Annotated in this window: 16 protein-coding genes; 10 read left to right on the forward strand and 6 right to left on the reverse strand. The window is 65.6% G+C overall.

Annotation, left to right across the window (positions count from 1 at the left end; translation table 11 throughout):
- Positions 1 to 2: 2 nt before the first annotated feature.
- Complete coding sequence (locus tag RBJ75_RS15960; RefSeq protein WP_044414652.1) at positions 3 to 773, reverse strand: SOS response-associated peptidase; 771 nt, start codon at positions 771 to 773, stop codon at positions 3 to 5.
- A 63-nt stretch (positions 774 to 836) separates the two neighbouring features.
- Here RBJ75_RS15960 and RBJ75_RS15965 point away from each other — a divergent pair, with 63 nt between their 5' ends.
- From RBJ75_RS15965 to RBJ75_RS15975, 3 genes are all read left to right on the forward strand, one after another.
- Entirely contained in the window at positions 837 to 1,352 is a 516-nt protein-coding gene (locus RBJ75_RS15965; protein WP_044414654.1) for a hypothetical protein, read from the forward strand.
- 5 nt (positions 1,353 to 1,357) lie between these two features.
- Positions 1,358 to 1,780: an NUDIX hydrolase gene (locus RBJ75_RS15970; protein ID WP_044414651.1), complete on the forward strand. Its 423-nt coding sequence runs from the start codon at positions 1,358 to 1,360 to the stop codon at positions 1,778 to 1,780.
- 70 nt (positions 1,781 to 1,850) lie between these two features.
- Entirely contained in the window at positions 1,851 to 2,252 is a 402-nt protein-coding gene (locus RBJ75_RS15975; protein WP_044414653.1) for a TIGR02301 family protein, read from the forward strand.
- A 211-nt stretch (positions 2,253 to 2,463) separates the two neighbouring features.
- Here RBJ75_RS15975 and RBJ75_RS15980 read toward each other — a convergent pair whose 3' ends face one another.
- Complete coding sequence (locus RBJ75_RS15980) at positions 2,464 to 8,451, reverse strand: autotransporter-associated beta strand repeat-containing protein (RefSeq protein ID WP_052628879.1); 5,988 nt, start codon at positions 8,449 to 8,451, stop codon at positions 2,464 to 2,466.
- Between the two features lie 528 nt (positions 8,452 to 8,979).
- Between RBJ75_RS15980 and RBJ75_RS15985 the strand changes: the two genes are divergently transcribed.
- Positions 8,980 to 10,104 carry a helix-turn-helix domain-containing protein gene (locus RBJ75_RS15985; protein WP_160297925.1) on the forward strand — a complete coding sequence of 375 codons (1,125 nt, stop codon included), beginning with the start codon at positions 8,980 to 8,982 and terminating at the stop codon, positions 10,102 to 10,104.
- Between the two features lie 14 nt (positions 10,105 to 10,118).
- On the opposite strand, the gene RBJ75_RS15990 is transcribed toward RBJ75_RS15985, so the two are convergent.
- Entirely contained in the window at positions 10,119 to 11,051 is a 933-nt protein-coding gene (locus tag RBJ75_RS15990; protein ID WP_044408750.1) for a helix-turn-helix domain-containing protein, read from the reverse strand.
- Positions 11,052 to 11,458: 407 nt separating this feature from the next.
- Between RBJ75_RS15990 and RBJ75_RS15995 the strand changes: the two genes are divergently transcribed.
- Positions 11,459 to 11,725: a hypothetical protein gene (locus RBJ75_RS15995; protein ID WP_044408777.1), complete on the forward strand. Its 267-nt coding sequence runs from the start codon at positions 11,459 to 11,461 to the stop codon at positions 11,723 to 11,725.
- A gap of 472 nt (positions 11,726 to 12,197) precedes the next feature.
- Here RBJ75_RS15995 and RBJ75_RS16000 read toward each other — a convergent pair whose 3' ends face one another.
- Positions 12,198 to 13,529: a dihydroorotase gene (locus RBJ75_RS16000; RefSeq protein WP_044408753.1), complete on the reverse strand. Its 1,332-nt coding sequence runs from the start codon at positions 13,527 to 13,529 to the stop codon at positions 12,198 to 12,200.
- Between the two features lie 143 nt (positions 13,530 to 13,672).
- On the opposite strand from RBJ75_RS16000, the gene RBJ75_RS16005 reads away from it, so the two are divergent.
- From RBJ75_RS16005 to RBJ75_RS16025, 5 genes are all read left to right on the forward strand, one after another.
- Positions 13,673 to 14,554, forward strand: a complete 882-nt coding sequence (locus RBJ75_RS16005; protein WP_044408756.1) for a YgfZ/GcvT domain-containing protein — start codon at positions 13,673 to 13,675, stop codon at positions 14,552 to 14,554.
- On the forward strand, positions 14,551 to 15,171 hold the full coding sequence (locus tag RBJ75_RS16010; RefSeq protein WP_044408759.1) for a DNA-3-methyladenine glycosylase I: 621 nt from the start codon (positions 14,551 to 14,553) through the stop codon (positions 15,169 to 15,171). The genes RBJ75_RS16005 and RBJ75_RS16010 overlap by 4 nt, the downstream gene beginning before the upstream one ends.
- A 234-nt stretch (positions 15,172 to 15,405) precedes the next feature.
- Positions 15,406 to 16,023 (forward strand): YfbR-like 5'-deoxynucleotidase, encoded by a 618-nt coding sequence (locus tag RBJ75_RS16015; protein WP_044408762.1) that lies wholly within the window; start codon positions 15,406 to 15,408, stop codon positions 16,021 to 16,023.
- 105 nt (positions 16,024 to 16,128) lie between these two features.
- Positions 16,129 to 16,635, forward strand: coding sequence for a tyrosine phosphatase family protein (locus tag RBJ75_RS16020; RefSeq protein ID WP_044408765.1), 507 nt, complete (start codon positions 16,129 to 16,131; stop codon positions 16,633 to 16,635).
- A gap of 15 nt (positions 16,636 to 16,650) precedes the next feature.
- Positions 16,651 to 17,628 (forward strand): NUDIX hydrolase, encoded by a 978-nt coding sequence (locus RBJ75_RS16025; RefSeq protein ID WP_044408768.1) that lies wholly within the window; start codon positions 16,651 to 16,653, stop codon positions 17,626 to 17,628.
- Between the two features lie 16 nt (positions 17,629 to 17,644).
- On the opposite strand, the gene RBJ75_RS16030 is transcribed toward RBJ75_RS16025, so the two are convergent.
- Positions 17,645 to 18,244 (reverse strand): hypothetical protein, encoded by a 600-nt coding sequence (locus RBJ75_RS16030; protein ID WP_044408771.1) that lies wholly within the window; start codon positions 18,242 to 18,244, stop codon positions 17,645 to 17,647.
- A gap of 106 nt (positions 18,245 to 18,350) precedes the next feature.
- Positions 18,351 to 19,337, reverse strand: a complete 987-nt coding sequence (locus tag RBJ75_RS16035) for an MDR family oxidoreductase (RefSeq protein ID WP_276156751.1) — start codon at positions 19,335 to 19,337, stop codon at positions 18,351 to 18,353.
- Positions 19,338 to 19,604 lie beyond the last annotated feature (267 nt).

The following is a 19,604-nucleotide window of genomic DNA, read 5'->3' on the forward strand; positions in this document are numbered from 1 at the left end:
CATCAGAACAGCGAGCCCTGCCCGCTGTCCTCCGAGGGCGCTGGCACCGGTTTCGGCGCCGGCTTTTTCGCCGGCTTCGGCGGTGCGCCGGCATTCCCCCCCTGCTCCGCCGCGATCGGCAGCAGCAATTGCGCATTGTCGTTGGCGACGCGGTTGACCGCGGTCGAGACCGGATGCCAGACAAACGCGCCCTCGGCCGGCGGCTGCAGCAGCGCCACCGCGGATTCGGCGTCAAAATGGGTGCAATCCAGCCAGTGCTCGTAATCCTGCGGGGCGATCGTCACCGGGACGCGGTGATGCAATTGGGCCAGATCGCCGGTCGCCGCGGTGGTGAGGATCGCCACGGTGTCGAGTTCTTCGCCATTCGGCCCGACCCAGGTTTCGGCCAACGCGGCGAGACCGATCGGGCCGCCGTCGCGCGGATGAATGAAATAGGGCTGTTTGAGCTTGCCGGCGGCCAGCCATTCGAAATAGCCATCGGCCGGAACCAGGCAGCGCCGCCGCTTGATCGCGGCGCGGAACGCCGGCTTCTCCAGCACGGTTTCGGCGCGCGCATTGATCAGCAAGGTGAATTTAGCCGGGTCCTTGACCCAGGACGGCAGCAGCCCCCAGCGCATCAGCCGGAATCGGCGCGCGCCCTGTTCCAGCATCACTACGGGAATCGGCTGGGTCGGGGCGATATTGTAACGCGGCGGGAAATTCGGCTGGTCGACATAGCCGAAGGCCAACCTGACCGCCGCCGGCGCCGAAGTGATTACAAAGCGTCCGCACATTCCCTGCTCCTAAACGGTATTCCATTCAGAGCCTCTTAACCCCGAGCGTCAAGAATGCCGCGGATGTCATCCGCGAATTCCAATCAGGCCCAATCCGAACGCCCGACGCCGCTGCGCGTCGACGCGGACGCCAACGCATGGGCGGCCAAGCTGGTCGCCGCCAATATCAACCCGAAAACCGGCCTGGCCACCGACTATTTGAACCATTTCAACGAAGCCATCATGCTGCTCGAGATGATCCCCGACATGCCGGAATGCTCGGAGGACTTTCTCGAATGGCAGCCGCTGTCCTATGCCGAGCATTTCCACGCCTCCAATTTCAAGGCGCGCGACCTCGCGATCGAGGCCTACGACACCGCGGACCCGCAGATCCGGTCGGATTTCGACAGCATCACCGACACCATGAAGGAGATCCTCACCGCGGTCGGCGCGGCGATGCGCGACGTCCAGCAGGACAGCACCCGCGCCAAACTCGCCGAGCAGGCCGCCGACTGGGTCAGGCCGCTGGTGACCCGGGCCGGCGGCGTCATCAACGGCCAGGGCATCGAGGCCGACGTCGACTACATCATGAGCCACTGACTCCCATGTCCGCTTCCGCGCCACACCGCCCCCAAATTGCCTGCAGTGCCGCGATCTTCCGCGGCCAGGAGCTGCTGCTGGTGCGTCGCGCGCGCTCCCCCGCCAAGGGGGTCTATTCATTGCCAGGCGGCCGGGTCGAATATGGCGAATCGCTGGCGCAGGCGCTGCACCGGGAGGTTGCCGAAGAGACCGCGCTGACGATCGAGATCGTCGCGCTGGCCGGGTGGCGCGAGGTGCTGCCGGGACCGGTCCATGCCGGCCATTACGTGATCATGTCGTTTGCGGCACGCTGGATCGCCGGGGAGCCGGTGCTGAACGACGAACTCGACGAATTCCGCTGGCTCGCGCCCGATGGACTTGGCGCGTTCAAGACCACCGAGGGGCTGTCCGAGATCGTCCACGCCGCGCGCGGCCTGATCGGCGGCTGAGCCGCCCGCAGTTGCGCGGCTTGCGCGGCTTGCGCCGAAAAGGCATATCAGGGCGCTGTTGGACCGGTTCATGCTGAAATATCTGTTGGCCATCGTAATCGTCGTTGCGAGCTGCGGGCTGGATCTGGGTCTTGGTCCCAATCTTGGCCCGGCGCGGGCGCAGGATGTCGCCGCGCCGTTCGACGGCGACCTCGAGCGACTCGCCGAAATCCTCGGCTCGCTGCATTATCTGCGCGGCATCTGCGGCGCCGAGGAGGGCAGCAAATGGCGCAGCGAAATGCAGGCGCTGATCGATGCCGAAACCCCTTCGGGCGAGCGCCGGACCCGGATGACCGTCGCCTTCAACCGCGGCTATAACGGCTTCCAGCAGACCTATCGGACCTGCACCCCGGCCGCCAATATCGCGATCCGCCGCGCCCTCGAAGAGGGCTCGAAGATCGCGCGCGACCTGACCGCGCGTTACGCCAACTAGAGCGTTTTCGAGCGAAGTGGATCCCGGTTCGCGTGAAGAAAACGCGACAAAACAAGAATCTAGAGCTCCGGTTCTGATTCTATCAGAACCGGAATTGCTCTAGCGCATGTTCACGATTGGTGGAATCGGGAGATTGCTGCCGGCCGCCAAGCGAGAGCTACAGCCCACTGCGGCAGCGCAGTGGGTCGTCATCGTCATTGCGCCGCCGATCCTACCAGCCGTAGCGCACCACGCCCTTGCCGGCATAGCTGCTCGTCACCTTCGAGAACTCGCCTTCGAAGGTTCCGGCCACAGTCCAGCCGTTGCGCCACGCCATCTCCGCAGAAGCGGTCACCAGCGCGGCTTCGCGCGCCTGGGCTGCCCCGTTGACGACGAAGCCGGCACCGGGCAGCGTCTGGAAGGTGGCGTTGACGCTGCGATCCGGGTTGAAATTATGCGCCCATGCGGCGCGTCCGCGTAACGTCATGACGCCATCGAGAGCACCGAACGAGCGGTCGCTACGCAGGCCGAGTTCGCTGCGTGATGCGGTAACGTCCCTGGCAGCGTAGTTGAGGCCGAACGTGCTCGCAGTTCCGGCCGTCTCGCCGTAGCTCGGAAGATAGACCGTGGTGAATTGCGCGGCCGCATAGGGCGTCAGGCCGGCTCCATCGATCCACGGCGCATCGAAGCGGCTGCCGGTTTCGACGCGGCCCGACAATGCATTGCTGGTGAACCGGGCACCGAGACGGTCGACGCCGACGCTGCGCTCCGTCGTGACATCCTGCCAGCCATAGGCCAATGCGGCGGTCAGGTACGTTGCGCCGACACTGTGCCGGACAAAGCCGCCCGCCTGGAACAGGTCGCTGCGACCGCTGCCGCCGTTGGCAACGCTGAAATTGGTGCCGCCGCCGGCGAGTGCGAAGCCGGCCGTGGTGTTCGGCGAGATGCGATAGTCGGCGCCGGCGGCGCCGCCATAGATCCGCGACGACGCCGTGCCGGATCCGGTGGCGGCGTTGCCGTCGGTGGTCTGCGATCCGCCGAATCCGGCCGACCAGACGTTCCAGCGCTGTTCGAATTGCAATGCTTCGGGCGCCTTGCGGGACATCGCCGCGAAGGCGTCGCGCGGCGCGCGCCGCGACTCGTCAGCATAGCCGATGGCGCGCTGCGGTGCCGTGCTGCGACCAGCGCTCGAGGGATCGGTCATCAGCCCCATGAACAGACCCATGGCGTCGAAGGTGGTCTGCTGCGTGCCGGTGCCGAGTTCGCCTGAGACCTGCGACAGCCCAGAGGCGGATAGCGACCCGAATGCCATCGGGATGCCGCCGGTCCGGTTGAAGTATCCGGTCAGCGTGTTGGCGACATTCTGCTGGTTCCGGTTGAGACCGCCAACCCTGGTGTAGTCCAGCGTCAAATCGAGAAATGCCCGATTGGCATCGTAGCTGACGTTGGCATTGAAGTTGGCAGGCAGGTTGGTCGTGGTGAGCGCGCCAAAGGTCCCGGTGCGGCCGCCAGCCGCAGCCACGATGGTGTACTGCTGCGTCACATAGCTGCCCCTGGCAAAGTGGGCAGTCACCGCCGCGCCGCCGAGCGCCGCTGTGCCGGTGACGCTGGTGAAGGATGCGGTGGCTGGGTTGACCTGCACCACATACTGCACAGCCGACGCCAGTGCCAGGTTGCCGTTCACCGTCATCGACGAGCCGGGGGTGCCGTTGCCGGGCGCGAAGGCGCCGCTGCTGGCGATCAGGTTGCCGGTGCGGCCCGAACCAGTCAGGCTGCCGCCGGAGAGGGTGACCGGTCCGTTGATGACGCCATTGTTGATGGTGGTGCCGGCGGTGTTGGCCAGGCCGCCATTGAAGGTGCCGGCGTTGGTGGTGGTGCCGCTGTTGGTCACCAGGCCGGAGACAGTACCGCCGGCAGCGTTGGTAAAAGTGCCGGACGTGACAATGCTGCCGGTCCAGGTGCCGCTGTTGGACAGCGATCCGCTGTTGCTCAGCACGTTGCCGGTCCAGGTTCCGGACGCAGTGTTGGCGATGCTGCCGGAGGTGAAGGCGACATTGGCGATATAGTTGCCGTTGTTGGTCACCGTGCCGGCATTGTTGAGGTCGTCGCGCAGCGTACCGCCTTGCGCCACGGTGACGGTGCCGGTGTTGGTCAGCCCGCCGGCGGTCGCATTAAGCTGGCCGCCATTCGCGATGGTGAGCAGGCCGGCATTGGTCAGCAGTCCCTGCAGAGTGTAGCTGCCGGTGCCCGTGACAGCCAGTGTGGCTCCCGACGCGTTGGCAAACCTATTGTTGCTGGTCACCGTGCCGCCGACGTTGAACGCGCCGGCATTGTTGGCGATGGCGCCGTTCACGGCGCCGCCGTTGGCGGTGACCGTTGCAGAGTTCGTCAGGCCGCCGCCGAGCGTGCCGCTTGTGGTGAACGCGCCCCCGGACACGGTCGTCGCGCCGGTGATGGTGCCGGTGTTGGCGAAGGTGCCGCTGTTGTTGGTCAGCGAGGCAACGGTTCCGGCGTTGGTCGCGGTGGCGGAATTGATGACCGCCCCGGCGGTGCCGGAATTGTTGGCGAAGGTGCCACTGCTGTTGGTGACGGCTGCCAGGGTGCCGCCGTTGTTGGTGACGGTGCCTCCCGCGTTGGTGGTGGCGCCGACGACGCTGCCGCCGGTGGCGTTCGTGAAGCTGCCGCCGGTCAGGCCGAGCGTGCCGCGCAGCGCGCCGGTGTTGGACAACGATCCCGCCGACTGAGTGGTGGCACCCGTAATGACGCCGCTGTTGCTGGCTGTGCCGGCATTGGCGAAGGTGCCGGTGACGGTGCCGGCGTTGTTGAACGTCGCGGCGTTGCTGACGTCTGAGGTGATGCTGCCGCCCGCCGCGATCGCCAGCGTGCCGTTGCTGACGGTGGTGAGGCCCGTGTAGGTGTTCGCGCCGCTCAGCGTCAGCGAACCGGTACCGATCTTGACGAGGCCGAATGTGCCGCCTGTGCTGGTGAGCGCGTTGGCGATGCTGACGCCAACGCCAGCGTCGACGTTGATGAAGCTCTGCGCCACTGTAGAGAACGCATCGCCGGTGAGATTGAGCGTGCCGGCGCCAGCCAGTTGATAGCCGTCAGCGGTGAATTGCAGGCCCTGGACGCTCTGCGCGCCGGTGATCGTCACCGTCCCGGCGGTGCCGCCGAAGATGCCGACACCGGACCGCCAGGCATTGTCGACCTGGCTGGTCGGCGACGCCGTCCAGTTGGTATTGGCCGCGGTCCAGTTACCGGTGCCGCCCTGGCCGCCGGCGGCTGCACCGGTGGTGTCGGCGCCGTCCCAGTACTGAAGGTTCTGGCCGGCATTGGCGACCAGCAAATTCACCTGGCCGGCAACGTTGGTGAACACGGTCGCGCTTTGTGCGGTGGGTGTGGCCACAGACGCGAAGGCGCCGGTCAGCGTGCCGCCATAGGTGTAGAGGCGATATTCGCCAGCCACCGGCGATGCAGCGCCGTCGGCCGACGACACCGCGCTCAGCGTTCCACCGAGCGTGAGGTTGCGGCCCACATTGATGAGGTCGTTGTCGGTGCCGCCGACGACGCCAGGCGTCCCGAGTTCGAACAGGGAGGTCGAGCCTGCCGCGAGCGTGTAGTCCTGCGCGACGGTCAGCGTGCCCGGCGAGTTGCCGGCCGAGACGAAGCCGCCGCTGGCGACCACCACCGAACCTGCGACCGTGCCAGATCCGTGCAGCGTGCCGCCATTGTTGACATTGACCAGCGCGGTGTTGCCCGCCGTATCGCCGAAGGTGCCATTGATGGCAAGCGTGCCGGCATTGACGTTGGCGGTGCCGGTGAACTGGCCGTTGCCGACGCTGTTGACGCCGGTCAGGGTCGTGCTGCCTGCCCCGGTCTGGTTGAGCGTTCCAGAGCCGGAGACGACGCCGGCGAAAGTCACCGCATCGGGCCGGTTGAACGCCAGCGTGGCATTGTCGACGATATTGCCGGCGAGCGAGCCGTTGGTGCCGATCTGCAAGGTACCGGCAGAGACGCTGGTGCCGCCCGTATAGGTGTTGGCGCCGGTCAGGGTCAGGGTGCCGGTGCCTGACTTGACGAGTCCGACAGTGCCGGCGCCGTTTTGGATGACGCCCGAGAAGGTCGAAGATTGGTTCAGGCCGCCGGCTGACAGTTGGGCGTTGGTGCCGGAGTTGGTGACCGTGCCGGCTCCGCCGAGCGAACCGATCGTCTCGTTGAAGCCGCCGAGATCGAGGAACGCGCCGCTGCCGACCGTGAAGGCGCTGTTCGCGCTGAAGCTGCTGGCCGCCCCACCGCGCAGCGCGCCGCCGGCGATGGTGGTGGCGCCCGTATAGGTGCTGGTGCCCGAGAGCGTCTGCGTGCCGGTGCCTGCCTTGGTCAGCGCGAACGTACCGCCCGCATAGATGCTGTTTTGGATGACGCCGGTGAAGACGCCGCTGCCATTGGCTACGCCGATCGTGGTCGTGGGGCCGCCTTGCAGCGTTCCCGCGCCGTTGAGCGCGTCGACGCGGATGGTGCCCTCGACGCCGTCGAAGGTCGCGCCGGATGCGATGGTCAGCCCGGCATTGTTGCCCGACCAGATCCCATGGTTCTGCGTCGAGCCGCGCAGCGTCCCTGCGACGACGTTGATCAGGCCGCCTTGCGCGAAGCCGATAGAACTCTGCGTGATGCCGCCGATCGAAACGATGCCGGCTCCGGTCTTTTCCAGGGTGCCAGCGCCGCTGAAGGCGAGACCGGGCAGTTCAATGACGGAGTTCGCCGTCGTGTTGCTGAGTTCGACGGTGGCCCCGGTGCTGATCGCCACGGCGCCGGTGCCGAAGGCGCCTGCGGTGTTCGAGGCCACGAGCCGCCCGCCAATCACGTTGGTGGCAAGCGCGCCGCCATAGCTGCCCGTCAGCACAAAGGTGCCGGAGTCCTGCTTGCTGAGCGTGGTGGCGCCGCCCAGGTTCGCTATGTTCCACGCGCCCGTCACACCGTTGGCAGCGGTGCCGTCGCCGGTGCCGCGCAGCGCCAGGGTGCCGCCCGTGCCGAACGCGATCGTGCCCACCGTCGCAGCCGCATTGGTGCCGGCGGTCTGGAGGGTAATCGTCGCGCCGGTCACCGGATCGATGGTGGTGTTGCCTGCTCCCGCAGTGCCGCTGCCGTTGTAGAGCGAGAGCGTCGAGCCATTCCCGAGCCGCACGTTGCCGGTCGTCGAGCCCGCGCGCAGATTGACGGTGCTGTTTGTGCCGACGACCAGCGCGCCGCTGGTGTTGCCGCCGGACGCCAGCGTCGCGGAGCCCGCCAGCGTGCCGTAATTGGTGACGGAGGCGCTGTTTCCGAGATAGACGCGCCCGTATTGCGTGTCCGAGCCGCCCCGGATCGTCGCGCCGGCGGCATTGACGATGCTGCTGCCCGCCCCAGCTGCTGCGAACGCCTCGTTCTGGCCCGAACTGAGCGTGCTGCCAGACCCGGTGATCAGCGCCACCGTGCCGTTCGTATTGATATTGCTGCCGGTCGTGTTCGTGATAGCGCCCAGGTTGACGATGGTGAACGTCCCGGTGCCGTTGACGCTGGGCCCCGTCGCGGTGTTGATCGTGCCGCCGGGGGAAACGTGCAGGGTCGTGCCGCCTCCGAGCGTCACGCGGCCGAGCGTGCCCGCGACGTTGAGCGTGCCGCCGGTCACCATCGTGCTGCCCGTATAGGTGTTAGCGCCTGACAGCGTCAGTATGCCCGTGCCGGCCTGGGTCACGCCGCCGGTGCCGCCGATCGCGTTGGCGATGCTGATATTGCCCGTCGCATTGTTGGTGATGCCGGTTCCGCCGAAATTCACCGCGGCGCCGCTGATCGCGTAATTCAAGGCGTTGGTGTTGAATATCCACGAATCGGGGGCGATCGCGCTGCCGACGTTGACGGTCGCATCGCCGGTGTTGGTGAAAGTGGCGGACCGACCGGCTGCAACCGGCGCCGTCCCTCCAGTCCAGTTCGCGTCGTCAAGATAAGTACTTGTCGCGCCGATCCATGTCGCCGTCTGCGCCGCGGCCTCGTTCGCGTGGGTTGCAAAAACAACTGCCGCGGAGACGCCGACGATCGCCGTCGTCGACAAAAGGCCGCGGAGGATCATGGCGCGAATGCCGGCTGCGCCCGTGGATGCCTTCCGGGAGATCAGCTTGACCGCGACCTGTTCCGGCTCGATTGAAGATGAGATGAGAGCCTTGTTGGCAATCCGGATGGGCGACATGCTTACTTCCTCGGAACTGACGTGCAATCGGCTTGGCTCGGAAACGGGTCGCTTTGGGCGCACCGGGGCATGCTCGCGATCGCGCCCATGATTGGGGCGGTCGAAGCTGGTCCGGCTTGGTTAACTGGAACTGTGGCTTGTGATCGTTCGCCGTCGCTATTGCGGCCCCGGCGCCACGAGGGCGACAGTGCCGTTGAACGACCTTGACCTTCACATTGCTGACCAGATGGATTACCTGCCAGAAAATAGTCAACTACCGATCTCGATCGGTAGGGTTTTACGTGTCAGCTTAACTATAAATAGGAACGCGGAGCCCTCTCGATGACACCGCTTGGTCACCATGCGGACGGAACTACACGGCCGGTCGAGATGATCGATCGACGAGCCGCGACCGGAGTCTCCAAGCGGGCGCAGACATCACCGTCCGTCCCTCATGCGTCACATTCTTCGAAAAAAACAACGCCGCCGGACGCATCGACAAGCCTCCCGGACGCAGTGCAATTATCGCCAGCCCCTGGATGGCTTACGTTGCTCATCGCAATTGAGGTCCTCTCCAACCCCAAGGAATTGATGGCCCGCCGCCTTGCTCCTGTTGCACTCCCTGCTCGTGCTTCGTCTGACGAGACAGCGTTGCAGAGTAACTCCAGGGAACAGTGCCTGACGGTCAATGCGGGCAGCGGACAACATCGTCTGGCTGCATGGCGTGAGGCGCTGGGCGCCACCGCGACGATCGAGATCGACGCTGCGATCGTGGCTACATTCGAGGGTGAGTTCCGCACGCGCGTCATCGGACCGCTGATGGCGGTGCGGCTCTGCTCCGACACATTCCGCTTCATTCGCAGCGAGGACATGGCGAGCCAGATCCAGCGCGACAATGTCTTCATCAATCTCTGCGAGAGCGGTCGCATGGTCGGAACCTCCAACGGCCGCCAGGTCTCGGTCGGTCCCGGCGAAGTCATTCTGTCCCGCCACGGCGGCACCCAGAATCTCGCCATCCAGGATGCGACCTGGTTCGGCCTGATTTTGCCGATGGAGTTCGTCGATGCGCAGATGCGATGGACGCGCGGGCACGAGGGAAAAGTTTTCGGCGCGGCAACGACGGAGGCGGTGCTGCTGGGTCACCTGATGCGCGCAATGTTGGAATTGCCTGATCCAATTAGCGACCGCGATGCCAAACGCATGGTTGCCCTGACGATCGCCCACCTGACCGCATGTTTCGGAGCACCGGCGCCAAACGCCGGAACCGGCAAAAAGGCGAGGTGCGTCGATGCGGTGGCCATACGCCGGTTTCTGGCCCAACACATCGGTGATCGCCAGCTCGGCCCCGAAATCGTCTGCAAGAGATTTTCGCTGTCGCGTTCGAGCCTTTACCGGATGTTCAACGACAGCGGCGGCATCCAGGCCATGATCCTGGCGATGCGCCTGCGCGCCGTGCATCGCGACATTGCGTCAGGGCGATTTCCGGACCAGCCGTTGAGCGGGATCGCCGAACGGCGGGGCGTGACGGACATCCGCAGCTTCCGGCGCGTCTTCGTCAAGGAGTTCGGCTACACGCCGTCGGACCTGCGCACGCGCTCCGCTCACGATCCTTCGCTGACGGATTGGTCGCACGCCGAAGCGACCGCCGATATCGAGCGCTGGTTCCAGTCGTGATTGAATGGCGAAGCTTACCTGCCCTGGCTCATGGCCCGCAGGTCAGTGGGCGTCATGCCGAAGCGGCGTCGAAAGGCCCGGTTGAAGGTTGGCGCATCACGAAAGCCGCAGTCCAGCAGCACAACGCCGATCGCCGCCCCACCCGGCAGCATCAACATGCGTTGTGCGGCGTCGAGCCGAGCCGCAAGGATCGTCGCGGCCACGCCGTCGGTTTCGGCAAATACCTCGTACAACCGCGTTCGGGATATGCTCAACGCCGCCGCTATCCGGTGCGGATCGAGGTCCGGGTCGTGCAGATGGCGGCGGATGTAGGTCTCGGCCAGGCTGCGCAGCGCTTCCGGTCCCACCTGGTTTTTCGCAACAGGCGCGCGACCGGCCACGGCCGACTGCAACAAATAGAGCAAGCCTTCAAAACCGCGATCGGCCTCCGTGGTCGACATCGCCGGCAGCACCTCGGCGAATTCCCGGAAGTATGACGCAAACAACCGGTGCAGCGCGCCGCCGGCGGCATAGTCGCGGCCGGCCAGCGTCTCGACGCGTCCGATCTGCGCCGTGAAGACATCGCGCGGCAGGTGCACGCGAAGCTCCCTGTAGGCGCTCGACGATCCAACGGCGTAAGGGCTGTTCATATCGACGATCGCAATCCCGCCATAACCGACCTCGACGCTGGTGTCGCCCTGCTGCTGGTAGCAGTCGCCGGACACGACCATCGAGATCGCGATATTGTCGCTGTCCTGCTGACGGATCTGCTTCGCGGTCTGTTCGATTCCCAATGCATCGCTGCGGGTGTCCACGAAGCTGCCCAGCGTGACCGCGGCCATCTGGCGACTGGCGGAGAACGGAGCCGCAGAGGCCGGACGGTGCGCATTGACAAGCGGCGTGGCCTTCTCCCGCCAAAAGTCAAAGCTATCCTTGGAGCGCACACCTTCCGTCGATTCCTTGATCATCCTGACCAATGCGCGCGCCTTTCGCGGACAATTCACCCGCAATTTGAATCGAAGAATTTATTTCTGGACGGATCGGCGTGTTATTTCAAATACTATTTTACCTTGAAGCTTAGGAAAAAATGCAACTTCAAGCTGCGCGGCATTGATTTCAGAGAGCGCGGACCAAACCGGCAGTGGGATCAAGGCCGCAAGCGGCCGGCACCGACGCTTGCAACGCATCTTCCGAGGAATTTGCCCCATCACGGATCAAGCTCCCGAGGGCCTGAGCCCGGTTCTCGGCACAGCGAGATCGGGCCGCCGCCATTAACCTTTCTTAAAGAACTGGCCTAGGCGCCCCCGAATCGCGTGCTAACACTGCGGTATTCAACGCGCTCCGCAGTGGACCGCGCTCCAGCCTGTTGAGTTTCATGAGCCAGCAATCAGATTTCACCACCGCCCGCGACCCGCTGCCCGATCAGGAACAGAAACAGGCCGCGCTGAGCTATCTGAACGAAGCCTGGGCCGAGGCCATGCATGACGGCGTCGATGGCGACTGCCTGGCGCAGGCCAGCCTGTTCACCGCCTTCGCCGAACTGGTCAGCACTTATGGCGAGGACGCGGTGGCGAAATTCGTCGAGGGCCTGCCGGGCCGGGTGCGCAACGGCGAATTCTCGATCATGCAGGCGAGGCAATAGGCCTACGCGCGAGCGCAATTTCAAGGTTGAAGACGATCGCAAGATTGCGGGTTCGCTCGCAGCTTGCGCTGCTCGCGCCTCGCAATGACCGCTTGCCGAGCTAGCGAAGCGGCCGAATCAGCAAGCCGTCAATTGCGCGCGACCAGCTGCAACCCCTTGAAGGTGAGCCGCTTGGGGTCCTTGACCCCGGCCAGGTAGAACCGGCGAACGAACGTCGTCACCCAGTCTCGATCGCATCCAGTCAAGACCACGATCGCGTCGACTGCCGTTTTCTGAGCTTCCATCGGAATTCCCCTCATCGGTCAACGTCGGTCACCCAGGCTAGAATCGATCGATTGACGATCCGTTAACCTTCCGAACCGATCAAGAATCGCCGATTCAATCGCCGATTCTTGGCGCGCGGGGGATACGCGAAAGCACGGATAAAGGTTCCGGCCGCGGTCACATTCGGCTGGCGGGGGCTACGCTCAGCTTACGGCTTCAGCGTCTCCAGGAACCGCACCGGCTCGCCGGTCGATGGCGTCAGCAACTCGCCTTGCCACATCACCCGGGCGCCGCGGACGAAGGTGCCGACCGGCCAGCCGGTGACGCGGACGCCGTCATAGGGCGTCCAGCCGGCGCGCGAGGCGACCCAATCATTGGTGATGACCTCGCTGCGCTTGAGATCGACCAATGTGAAATCGGCGTCATAGCCGGCGGCGATCCGGCCCTTGCAGGCGATGTTGAACAATCGCGCCGGCCCGGCGCTGGACAGATCGACGAAGCGCGCCAGCGACAAGCGGCCGGCATTGACGTGGTCCAGCATCAGCGGCACCAGCGTCTGCACCCCGGTCATGCCGGACGGCGAGGCCGGATAGGTTTTCGCCTTCTCTTCCAGCGTATGCGGGGCGTGATCGGAGCCGAGCACGTCGACGATGCCCTGTTCGATGCCGTGCCAGATGCCGTCGCGATGGCTGGCGTCGCGCACCGGCGGATTCATCTGCGCCAAGGTGCCGAGCCGCTCGTAGCAGTCGGGTGCAACCAGCGTCAGATGATGCGGCGTCGCCTCGCAGGACGCCACATCCTTGTGGTCGCGCAGAAATGCGATCTCTTCTTTGGTCGAAATATGCAGCACGTGAATCCGCTTGCCGGTCTCGCGCGCCAGCGCCACCAGGCGCTGCGTCGCCATCAGCGCCGCGACCTCGTCGCGCCACACCGGATGCGAGCGCGGATCGCCCGCGATCCGCAGATCCTTGCGGTCGTTCAGCCGGTATTCGTCCTCGGCGTGGAACGCGGCGCGGCGCTGGATCACGCGCAGAATCTGGCGGATGCTGTCGTCATCCTCGACCAGCAGGCTGCCGGTGGAGGAGCCGATGAAGACTTTCACACCGGCGCAGCCCGGCGCACGTTCCAGCGTCGGCAGATCGGCGACATTGTCGCGGGTGCCGCCGATGAAGAACGCGAAATCGCAATGCATCCGGTGATGGCCGCGGCTGACCTTGTCGGCGAAGGCTTCCGCGGTGACGGTTAGCGGCGCGGTGTTGGGCATTTCGAACACCGCGGTGACGCCGCCCATCACCGCGCTGCGCGAGCCGGTTTCGAGGTCTTCCTTGTGGGTCAGGCCGGGCTCGCGGAAATGCACCTGGGTATCGATCACGCCGGGCAGGATATGCAGCCCCCTGCAGTCGATGGTTTCGGCGGCCGAGGCTGCACCCAGCGCACCCAGCGCGGCGATGCGGCCGGCCTTGATGCCGATGTCGCCGACCCCCTCGCCGTCCTGGTTGACGATAGTGCCGGATTTCAAAATCGTGTCGAATGTGGTCATCGGTCCTCGAAGTGCCGGCATGGAACGCGGCGCGGTTCTTGCAGCCTTGTTGACGGCACCCTAGCCGCTTACGTTGCGATGTAACATCCAGCACCGGCAGGTCCGCAACCCAGTTCCGAGCGGGCGCCAGGAAAGAATTCGACATGAAAGCAGCGTTCCTGCCCGATCGGGGCGTGATCAAGGTCAGCGGCGACGATGCCCGGCATTATCTCAATGGCCTCTTCACCACCGACATCACCAAATTGCGGCCCGGCACCGGCCGATTCGGCGCGCTGCTGACGCCGCAGGGCAAGATCATCGCGGATTTCTTCATCACTGAAGCCACCGCGGACGATGGCGGCGGGTTCTTCATCGACTGCGCCCGCACGCTGGCGCAGCCGCTGGCCGACAAGCTGAAATTCTACAAATTGCGCGCCAAGGTGTTGGTGGAAAACCTCTCCGACCGGCTCGGCGTGCTGGCGGCATGGGATGGCGCAATGCCGACACAACCCGATTTCAGCTTCGCCGATCCGCGCGGCGACCGGCTCGGCTGGCGCATCCTGCTGCCGCAGGAGCTGGTGCAAAAGACCGCCGATCTGATCGGCGCGCAACTGCTCGATGCCGCCGCCTATGAGGCGCATCGGATCGACTGCGGCGCGCCGGCCGGCGGCGTCGATTTCGGCTATGGCGACGCCTTTCCGCACGAGGCCAATATGGACCGGCTGCACGGCGTCGATTTCGACAAGGGCTGCTATGTCGGCCAGGAGGTGGTGTCGCGGATGCACCATCGCGGCACCGCGCGGACCCGGATCGTGCGGGTCACGCTCGACGGCACGATTCCGGGGCCTGGCAGCGACATCGTCGCCGGCGACAAGACCGTCGGCAGCATGGGATCGGCGGCGGACGGCCGCGGCCTCGCGCTGATGCGCGTCGACCGCGTCGCCGACGCGCTGGAGGCCGGCCTGCCGCTGATCGCGGGCGGCACCACGCTGCAGCTCGTCGATCCGGCCGATCTGGCCGTCGCGGCCAAGAAGACCGTGGCATGACACGGGCGAAGCTGCATGCCGATGGGCTGACGCGCTGCCCGTGGCCGGGCGAGGATCCGCTCTATCTCGCCTATCACGACACCGAATGGGGCGTGCCGGAATATGACGACCGCGCTTTGTTCGAAAAGCTGATCCTCGACGGCTTCCAGGCCGGGCTGTCGTGGATCACAATCCTGCGCAAGCGCGACAATTTCCGCGCCGCCTTCGACGATTTCGATCCGGCCAAGATCGCGCGCTACGACGACGCCAAGGTGGAAGCGCTGATGACCGACGCCGGGATCGTGCGCAACCGGGCCAAGATCGAGGGCGCGATCGGCAGCGCCAAGGCCTGGCTGAAGATCCAGGAAGAGGGCCCGGGCTTTTCCAAATGGCTGTGGGACTTCGTCGGCGGCGCGCCGAAGGTCAACGCCTTCAAGACCACCGCCAGCGTGCCGGCCTCGACGCCGCTGTCGATCAAGATCTCCAAGGAGCTGGCGGCGCGCGGCTTCAAATTCGTCGGCCCGACCATCGTCTATGCCTTCATGCAAGCCACCGGCATGGTCAACGACCATCTGGTGAGCTGCCACTGCCACGCCACCTGCGGCGCGGCGAAGAAGCCGGCGCGGGTAACGCGCTGACCCGTCACAAGCCGGTCATTCCGGGGCGCGCGAGCGCAGCTCGCGCGAACCCGGAATCTTGCGGGCATTGCGGTCGGCGAGATTCCGGGTTCGCCCGCATCGCGCGTCGATGACGCGCTCTGCGCGCGCCCCGGAATGACAGGGTCTGCCGACACCGCGAATAAACTTTAGCGCCAGCGCGGGAATCGCGGGATAACGGCGAAGATCCGTGACCGAGAGCTACCGCCCGCCATCATGACCACATCAAAAGCCAAACCAAGCGCCGCCGCCTCCCGGGTCTGGCAGCGCATGCTGTCGGGACGCCGGCTCGATCTGCTCGATCCCTCGCCGCTCGACATCGAAGTGGCCGACATTGCCCATGGGCTGGCGCGGGTGGCGCGCTGGAACGGGCAGACCAGCGGCGCGCATATCTTCTCGGTGGCGCAGCACACGCTGCTGGTCGAGGCCGTGATGCGCCAGCGCAATCCCCGGGTCGACCACCGGCTGCGGCTCGCGGCGCTGCTGCACGACGCGCCCGAATATGTCATCGGCGACATGATCTCGCCGTTCAAGGCGGTGATCGGCGGCGCCTACAAGATCGTCGAGAAGCGCCTGCTGGGCGCCATCCACATCCGCTTCGGCCTGCCGGCGGTGCTCGACGAGCAGCTCGAACGCCAGATCAAGACCGCCGACCGCGGCGCCGCCTATCTGGAGGCCACCTACCTCGCCGGCTTCACCAAGGCGGAAGCCAAACGCCTGTTCGGCAGCGACCCCGGCCTGCCCGAGGCGTCGTTGCAGGACTATATGACGCCGTGGTCGGCCGGAAAGGCCGAAAAGCAGTTCCTGGCCCGCTTCAAGGCGGTACAGAATTGAACAGGCATCCGCCGCGGCGTGGGCGCAGACTGTCGGTTCGGGCCGTCATCACGCTTTCGCCTTGAGCTGCGCAGCCTTATGATAGCGCCAACCCCAGGACGGCTCATGATTCACGTCTGCTCGCTCGCCGCATTGCATCCCACCGTCGAGGCCACCGGCGCCAGCCACATCCTCACGGTGATGGCCAATGTCGCCCAGGTGCAGCGCCCGGCCTCGGTGCAGGAGGCCAATCATCTGCGGGTGCAGATCGACGACATCACCGAGGACATGGACGGCTTCGTCGCGCCCTCGGCGCTGCATGTCGGCCAGGTGCTGGATTTCGTCCGCAACTGGGACCGTAGCGCGCCGCTGGTGGTGCATTGCTATGCGGGGATCAGCCGCTCCACCGCCAGCGCCTTTGCGGCGGCCTGCATGCTCAATCCGCACCGCGACGAGGCGGTGATCGCAAGGCAGATCCGCGCCGCCTCGCCGACCGCCTTCCCGAACCGGCTGATCGTGGCGCTGGCCGACCGCGCTTTGGGCCGAGACGGGCGGATGCTGCGCGCGCTGGATGAGATCGGCCCGGGCAGCATGACGATCGAAGGCCAGCCGTTCCGCGTCGATCTCGACTGACATGACCGACGCCGCATGATCGACAAGCTGCCGACGCCGATCGAAATCGGGCTGACCGCTGCGATCGTCGCGATCGAGGACAATGAGCCGCTGGTGCTGACCGCCTGGGGCGGCGGCGGCGAGAATCTCGCCGGCCTGCCGTTCGGCCCGTTCGAAGCCATCACCCACCGCACCTTCGAGATCGGGCTGCGGGCCTGGGTCGAGGAGCAGACCGGGCTGCGGCTGGGCTATGTCGAGCAGCTCTACACGTTCGGCGACCGCGGCCGCCACGCCAGGATCGGCGACACCGACGTCCATGTCGCTTCGATCGGCTATCTGGCGCTGACCCGCGCCGCCGACAACGCCACCCGCGCGCCGGGCGCCAGCTTCGAACCGTGGTACCGCTATTTCCCCTGGGAAGACTGGCGCGCGGCGCGGCCGCAGATCATCGAGCGCGATATCATTCCCGAATTGACCGCCTGGGCCGCGCAGGCCGAGCAACCCGAAACCAATCGGGCGCTGGGCCGCAAGGACCGGGTCCGGCTGTTCTTCGGCATCGACGGCGCGCAATGGGACGAGGAGCGGGTGCTCGACCGCTACGAATTGCTGTACGAAGCCGGCCTGATCGAGGAAGCCCGCCGCGACGGCCGCCCGGCGGCACTGGCGCGCGACAGCGTCCCGGCCCTTGGCGTGCCGATGCGCTTCGATCATCGCCGGATTCTCGCCACCGCGATCGCGCGGCTGCGCGCCAAGTTGAAATATCGGCCGGTCGTGTTCGAATTGCTGCCGCCGGAATTCACCCTCACCGATTTGCAGCACACCGTGGAGGCGATCTCCGGGCGGCATCTGCATAAGCAGAATTTCCGTCGGCTGGTGGAGGCCGGCGCGCTGGTGGAGCCGACCGGCGAAATGTCGACCCAGACCGGCGGACGGCCGGCGGCGCTGTTTCGTTTCCGCCGCGAAGTCTTGCAGGAACGCCCGGCGCCCGGCCTGCGGGTGCGCGGCCGGCGCTAACTTCTCAATGACGAGATCAGTCGGTCGACTGGCGCAATTCGGAAATGCCCTGGGCCTTCGCCGAACCGGTGGTCGCCGGATCGAGCTTGACCGGATCGATCTTCGCCGTCTCCACCCGCGGGGTTTCGACGCGCGAGGTCACCTCGGTTCGCAACGCCTCGGAGCGGGCCGGCCGCGGCGCCCGCAGCGAGCGCGGGCGCGCCTGGGCGCGCGCCATCAGCATCTGGTTGCCGCCTTGATGGTTGAAATCGCAATAGGCGAAACTCAAACCTGCGACCGAACCACGAAAGCTATGGTCGTCCTTCTTGACCAGGTTGAAGCAAGGTTCGAACGGAAGGCCCTTGATCGAGGCGCAGATCGACTGGCCGCGAACCTGAAGCGTATTGCCGGGAAGCCGCATATGCCGGTTCGGACCGGAGCCCGAGAACTGCACCGCGCCCGCCGCGCCGCCATTGTCGAACACCCGGCCGGCGCCGCGGGTGCCGTCAAAGCAGGTGAAGGCAAACACCTTGCCGGCGACGAATTTACGGGCTTCTTCGGCATTCATCGATCCGGCGATGGCCGGTGCCACCAAGGCGCCGGCCGCAAGGGCTCCCAACACAAACCGCGCGAACATGCTCGAACTCCGACCTACTGGGCCCCGGGTCTGGCCTTTACCCGTTCCTTACCATACAAACCGTGGCGCAACCTTGGCGCAGCTTGGTTGGTAAAGTCTGAACGAGTCAGACAATTTTTACCACGATGCGGCCCCGGACCTTGCCTTCGAGCACCCGGGCGCCCGCCGCGATGACCTCGTCCAGATTGATTTCCTGAGTGATTTCAGCCAATTTTGCGTGGTCGAGATCGCTCGCCAGCCGCTCCCAGGCCTGCTTTCGCAACGCGATCGGGCACATCACCGAATCGATGCCGTAAAGACACACGCCGCGCAAAATGAACGGCGCCACCGAACTCGGCAGATCCATGCCGGCTGCCAGACCGCAGGCGGCGATGGCGCCGCGATATTTCGTCATCGACAACAGATTGGCCAGGGTGGTGGAGCCGACGCTGTCGATGCCGCCGGCCCAGCGCTCCTTGGCGAGCGGCTTGGCCGGGCCGGACAACTCGGCGCGATCGATCACTTCGGCGGCGCCGAGGTCTTTCAGATAGTCGGCCTCCGACATCCGCCCGGTCGAGGCGATGACATGATAGCCGAGCTTCGACAATAGCGCGATCGCCACCGAGCCGACGCCGCCGGCGGCGCCGGTAACCACGACCGGGCCATCCTTCGGCGTCAGGCCATGTTTCTCGAGCGCCAGCACGCTCAGCATCGCGGTGTAGCCGGCGGTGCCGATCGCCATCGCATCGCGCGCCGACAGCCCTTCGGGCAGCCGCACCAGCCAGTCGCCCTTGACCCGGGCCTTCTCCGCATAGGCCCCCAGATGGGTCTCGCCCATGCCCCAGCCATTGCAGATCACCTTGTCGCCGGCCTTCCAGTCCGGATGCGACGACTGCGTCACGGTGCCGGCCAGATCGATCCCGGCGATCATCGGAAACCGCCGTACCACCGGCGCCTTGCCGGTGACGGCGAGGCCGTCCTTGTAATTTACGGTGGACCATTCGACCGCGACGGTGACGTCGCCGTCCATCAGCTCGGCCTCGTCGAACTGGGTCAGCGCGACGCTGGTGCCCTTCTCTGCCTTGTCGATCCGGATCGCCTTGAATGTGGCCAATGCCCGCCCCCCTGCTGTGCGTTTCGAATTCGCCGCAGAGTTACGGAAACCCCGGGGGCGATGTAAAGCGCGGTGCGGCGCAGCGATGCAAATCTGACCCAGCAGGTGTGACGATTTAGCCGTCGGTCGCTCTGGCGGAACCCGGGTCGGCATGCTATATTTGTTTTGCTCTTTATGAGGATAACTAGGTTTTCTCATAGACCCCTGGATTTTCCGCGATGCTGCGCGCGGATGTCCAGACGTCGGTAATGCAGCGCGTTTGAACGC

The sequence above is a fragment of the Rhodopseudomonas sp. BAL398 genome, assembly GCF_033001325.1.
Taxonomy (GTDB): domain Bacteria; phylum Pseudomonadota; class Alphaproteobacteria; order Rhizobiales; family Xanthobacteraceae; genus JARJEH01.

Bases quoted from the DNA above. Each gene is read 5' to 3' on its own strand.
- RBJ75_RS15960 (WP_044414652.1), bottom strand. From the start codon at position 773: ATGTGCGGACGCTTTGTAATCACTTCGGCGCCGGCGGCGGTCAGGTTG.
- RBJ75_RS15965 (WP_044414654.1), top strand. From the start codon at position 837: ATGTCATCCGCGAATTCCAATCAGGCCCAATCCGAACGCCCGACGCCG.
- RBJ75_RS15970 (WP_044414651.1), top strand. From the start codon at position 1,358: ATGTCCGCTTCCGCGCCACACCGCCCCCAAATTGCCTGCAGTGCCGCG.
- RBJ75_RS15975 (WP_044414653.1), top strand. From the start codon at position 1,851: ATGCTGAAATATCTGTTGGCCATCGTAATCGTCGTTGCGAGCTGCGGG.
- RBJ75_RS15980 (WP_052628879.1), bottom strand. From the start codon at position 8,451: ATGTCGCCCATCCGGATTGCCAACAAGGCTCTCATCTCATCTTCAATC.
- RBJ75_RS15990 (WP_044408750.1), bottom strand. From the start codon at position 11,051: ATGATCAAGGAATCGACGGAAGGTGTGCGCTCCAAGGATAGCTTTGAC.
- RBJ75_RS15995 (WP_044408777.1), top strand. From the start codon at position 11,459: ATGAGCCAGCAATCAGATTTCACCACCGCCCGCGACCCGCTGCCCGAT.
- RBJ75_RS16000 (WP_044408753.1), bottom strand. From the start codon at position 13,529: ATGACCACATTCGACACGATTTTGAAATCCGGCACTATCGTCAACCAG.
- RBJ75_RS16005 (WP_044408756.1), top strand. From the start codon at position 13,673: ATGAAAGCAGCGTTCCTGCCCGATCGGGGCGTGATCAAGGTCAGCGGC.
- RBJ75_RS16010 (WP_044408759.1), top strand. From the start codon at position 14,551: ATGACACGGGCGAAGCTGCATGCCGATGGGCTGACGCGCTGCCCGTGG.
- RBJ75_RS16015 (WP_044408762.1), top strand. From the start codon at position 15,406: ATGACCACATCAAAAGCCAAACCAAGCGCCGCCGCCTCCCGGGTCTGG.
- RBJ75_RS16020 (WP_044408765.1), top strand. From the start codon at position 16,129: ATGATTCACGTCTGCTCGCTCGCCGCATTGCATCCCACCGTCGAGGCC.
- RBJ75_RS16025 (WP_044408768.1), top strand. From the start codon at position 16,651: ATGATCGACAAGCTGCCGACGCCGATCGAAATCGGGCTGACCGCTGCG.
- RBJ75_RS16030 (WP_044408771.1), bottom strand. From the start codon at position 18,244: ATGTTCGCGCGGTTTGTGTTGGGAGCCCTTGCGGCCGGCGCCTTGGTG.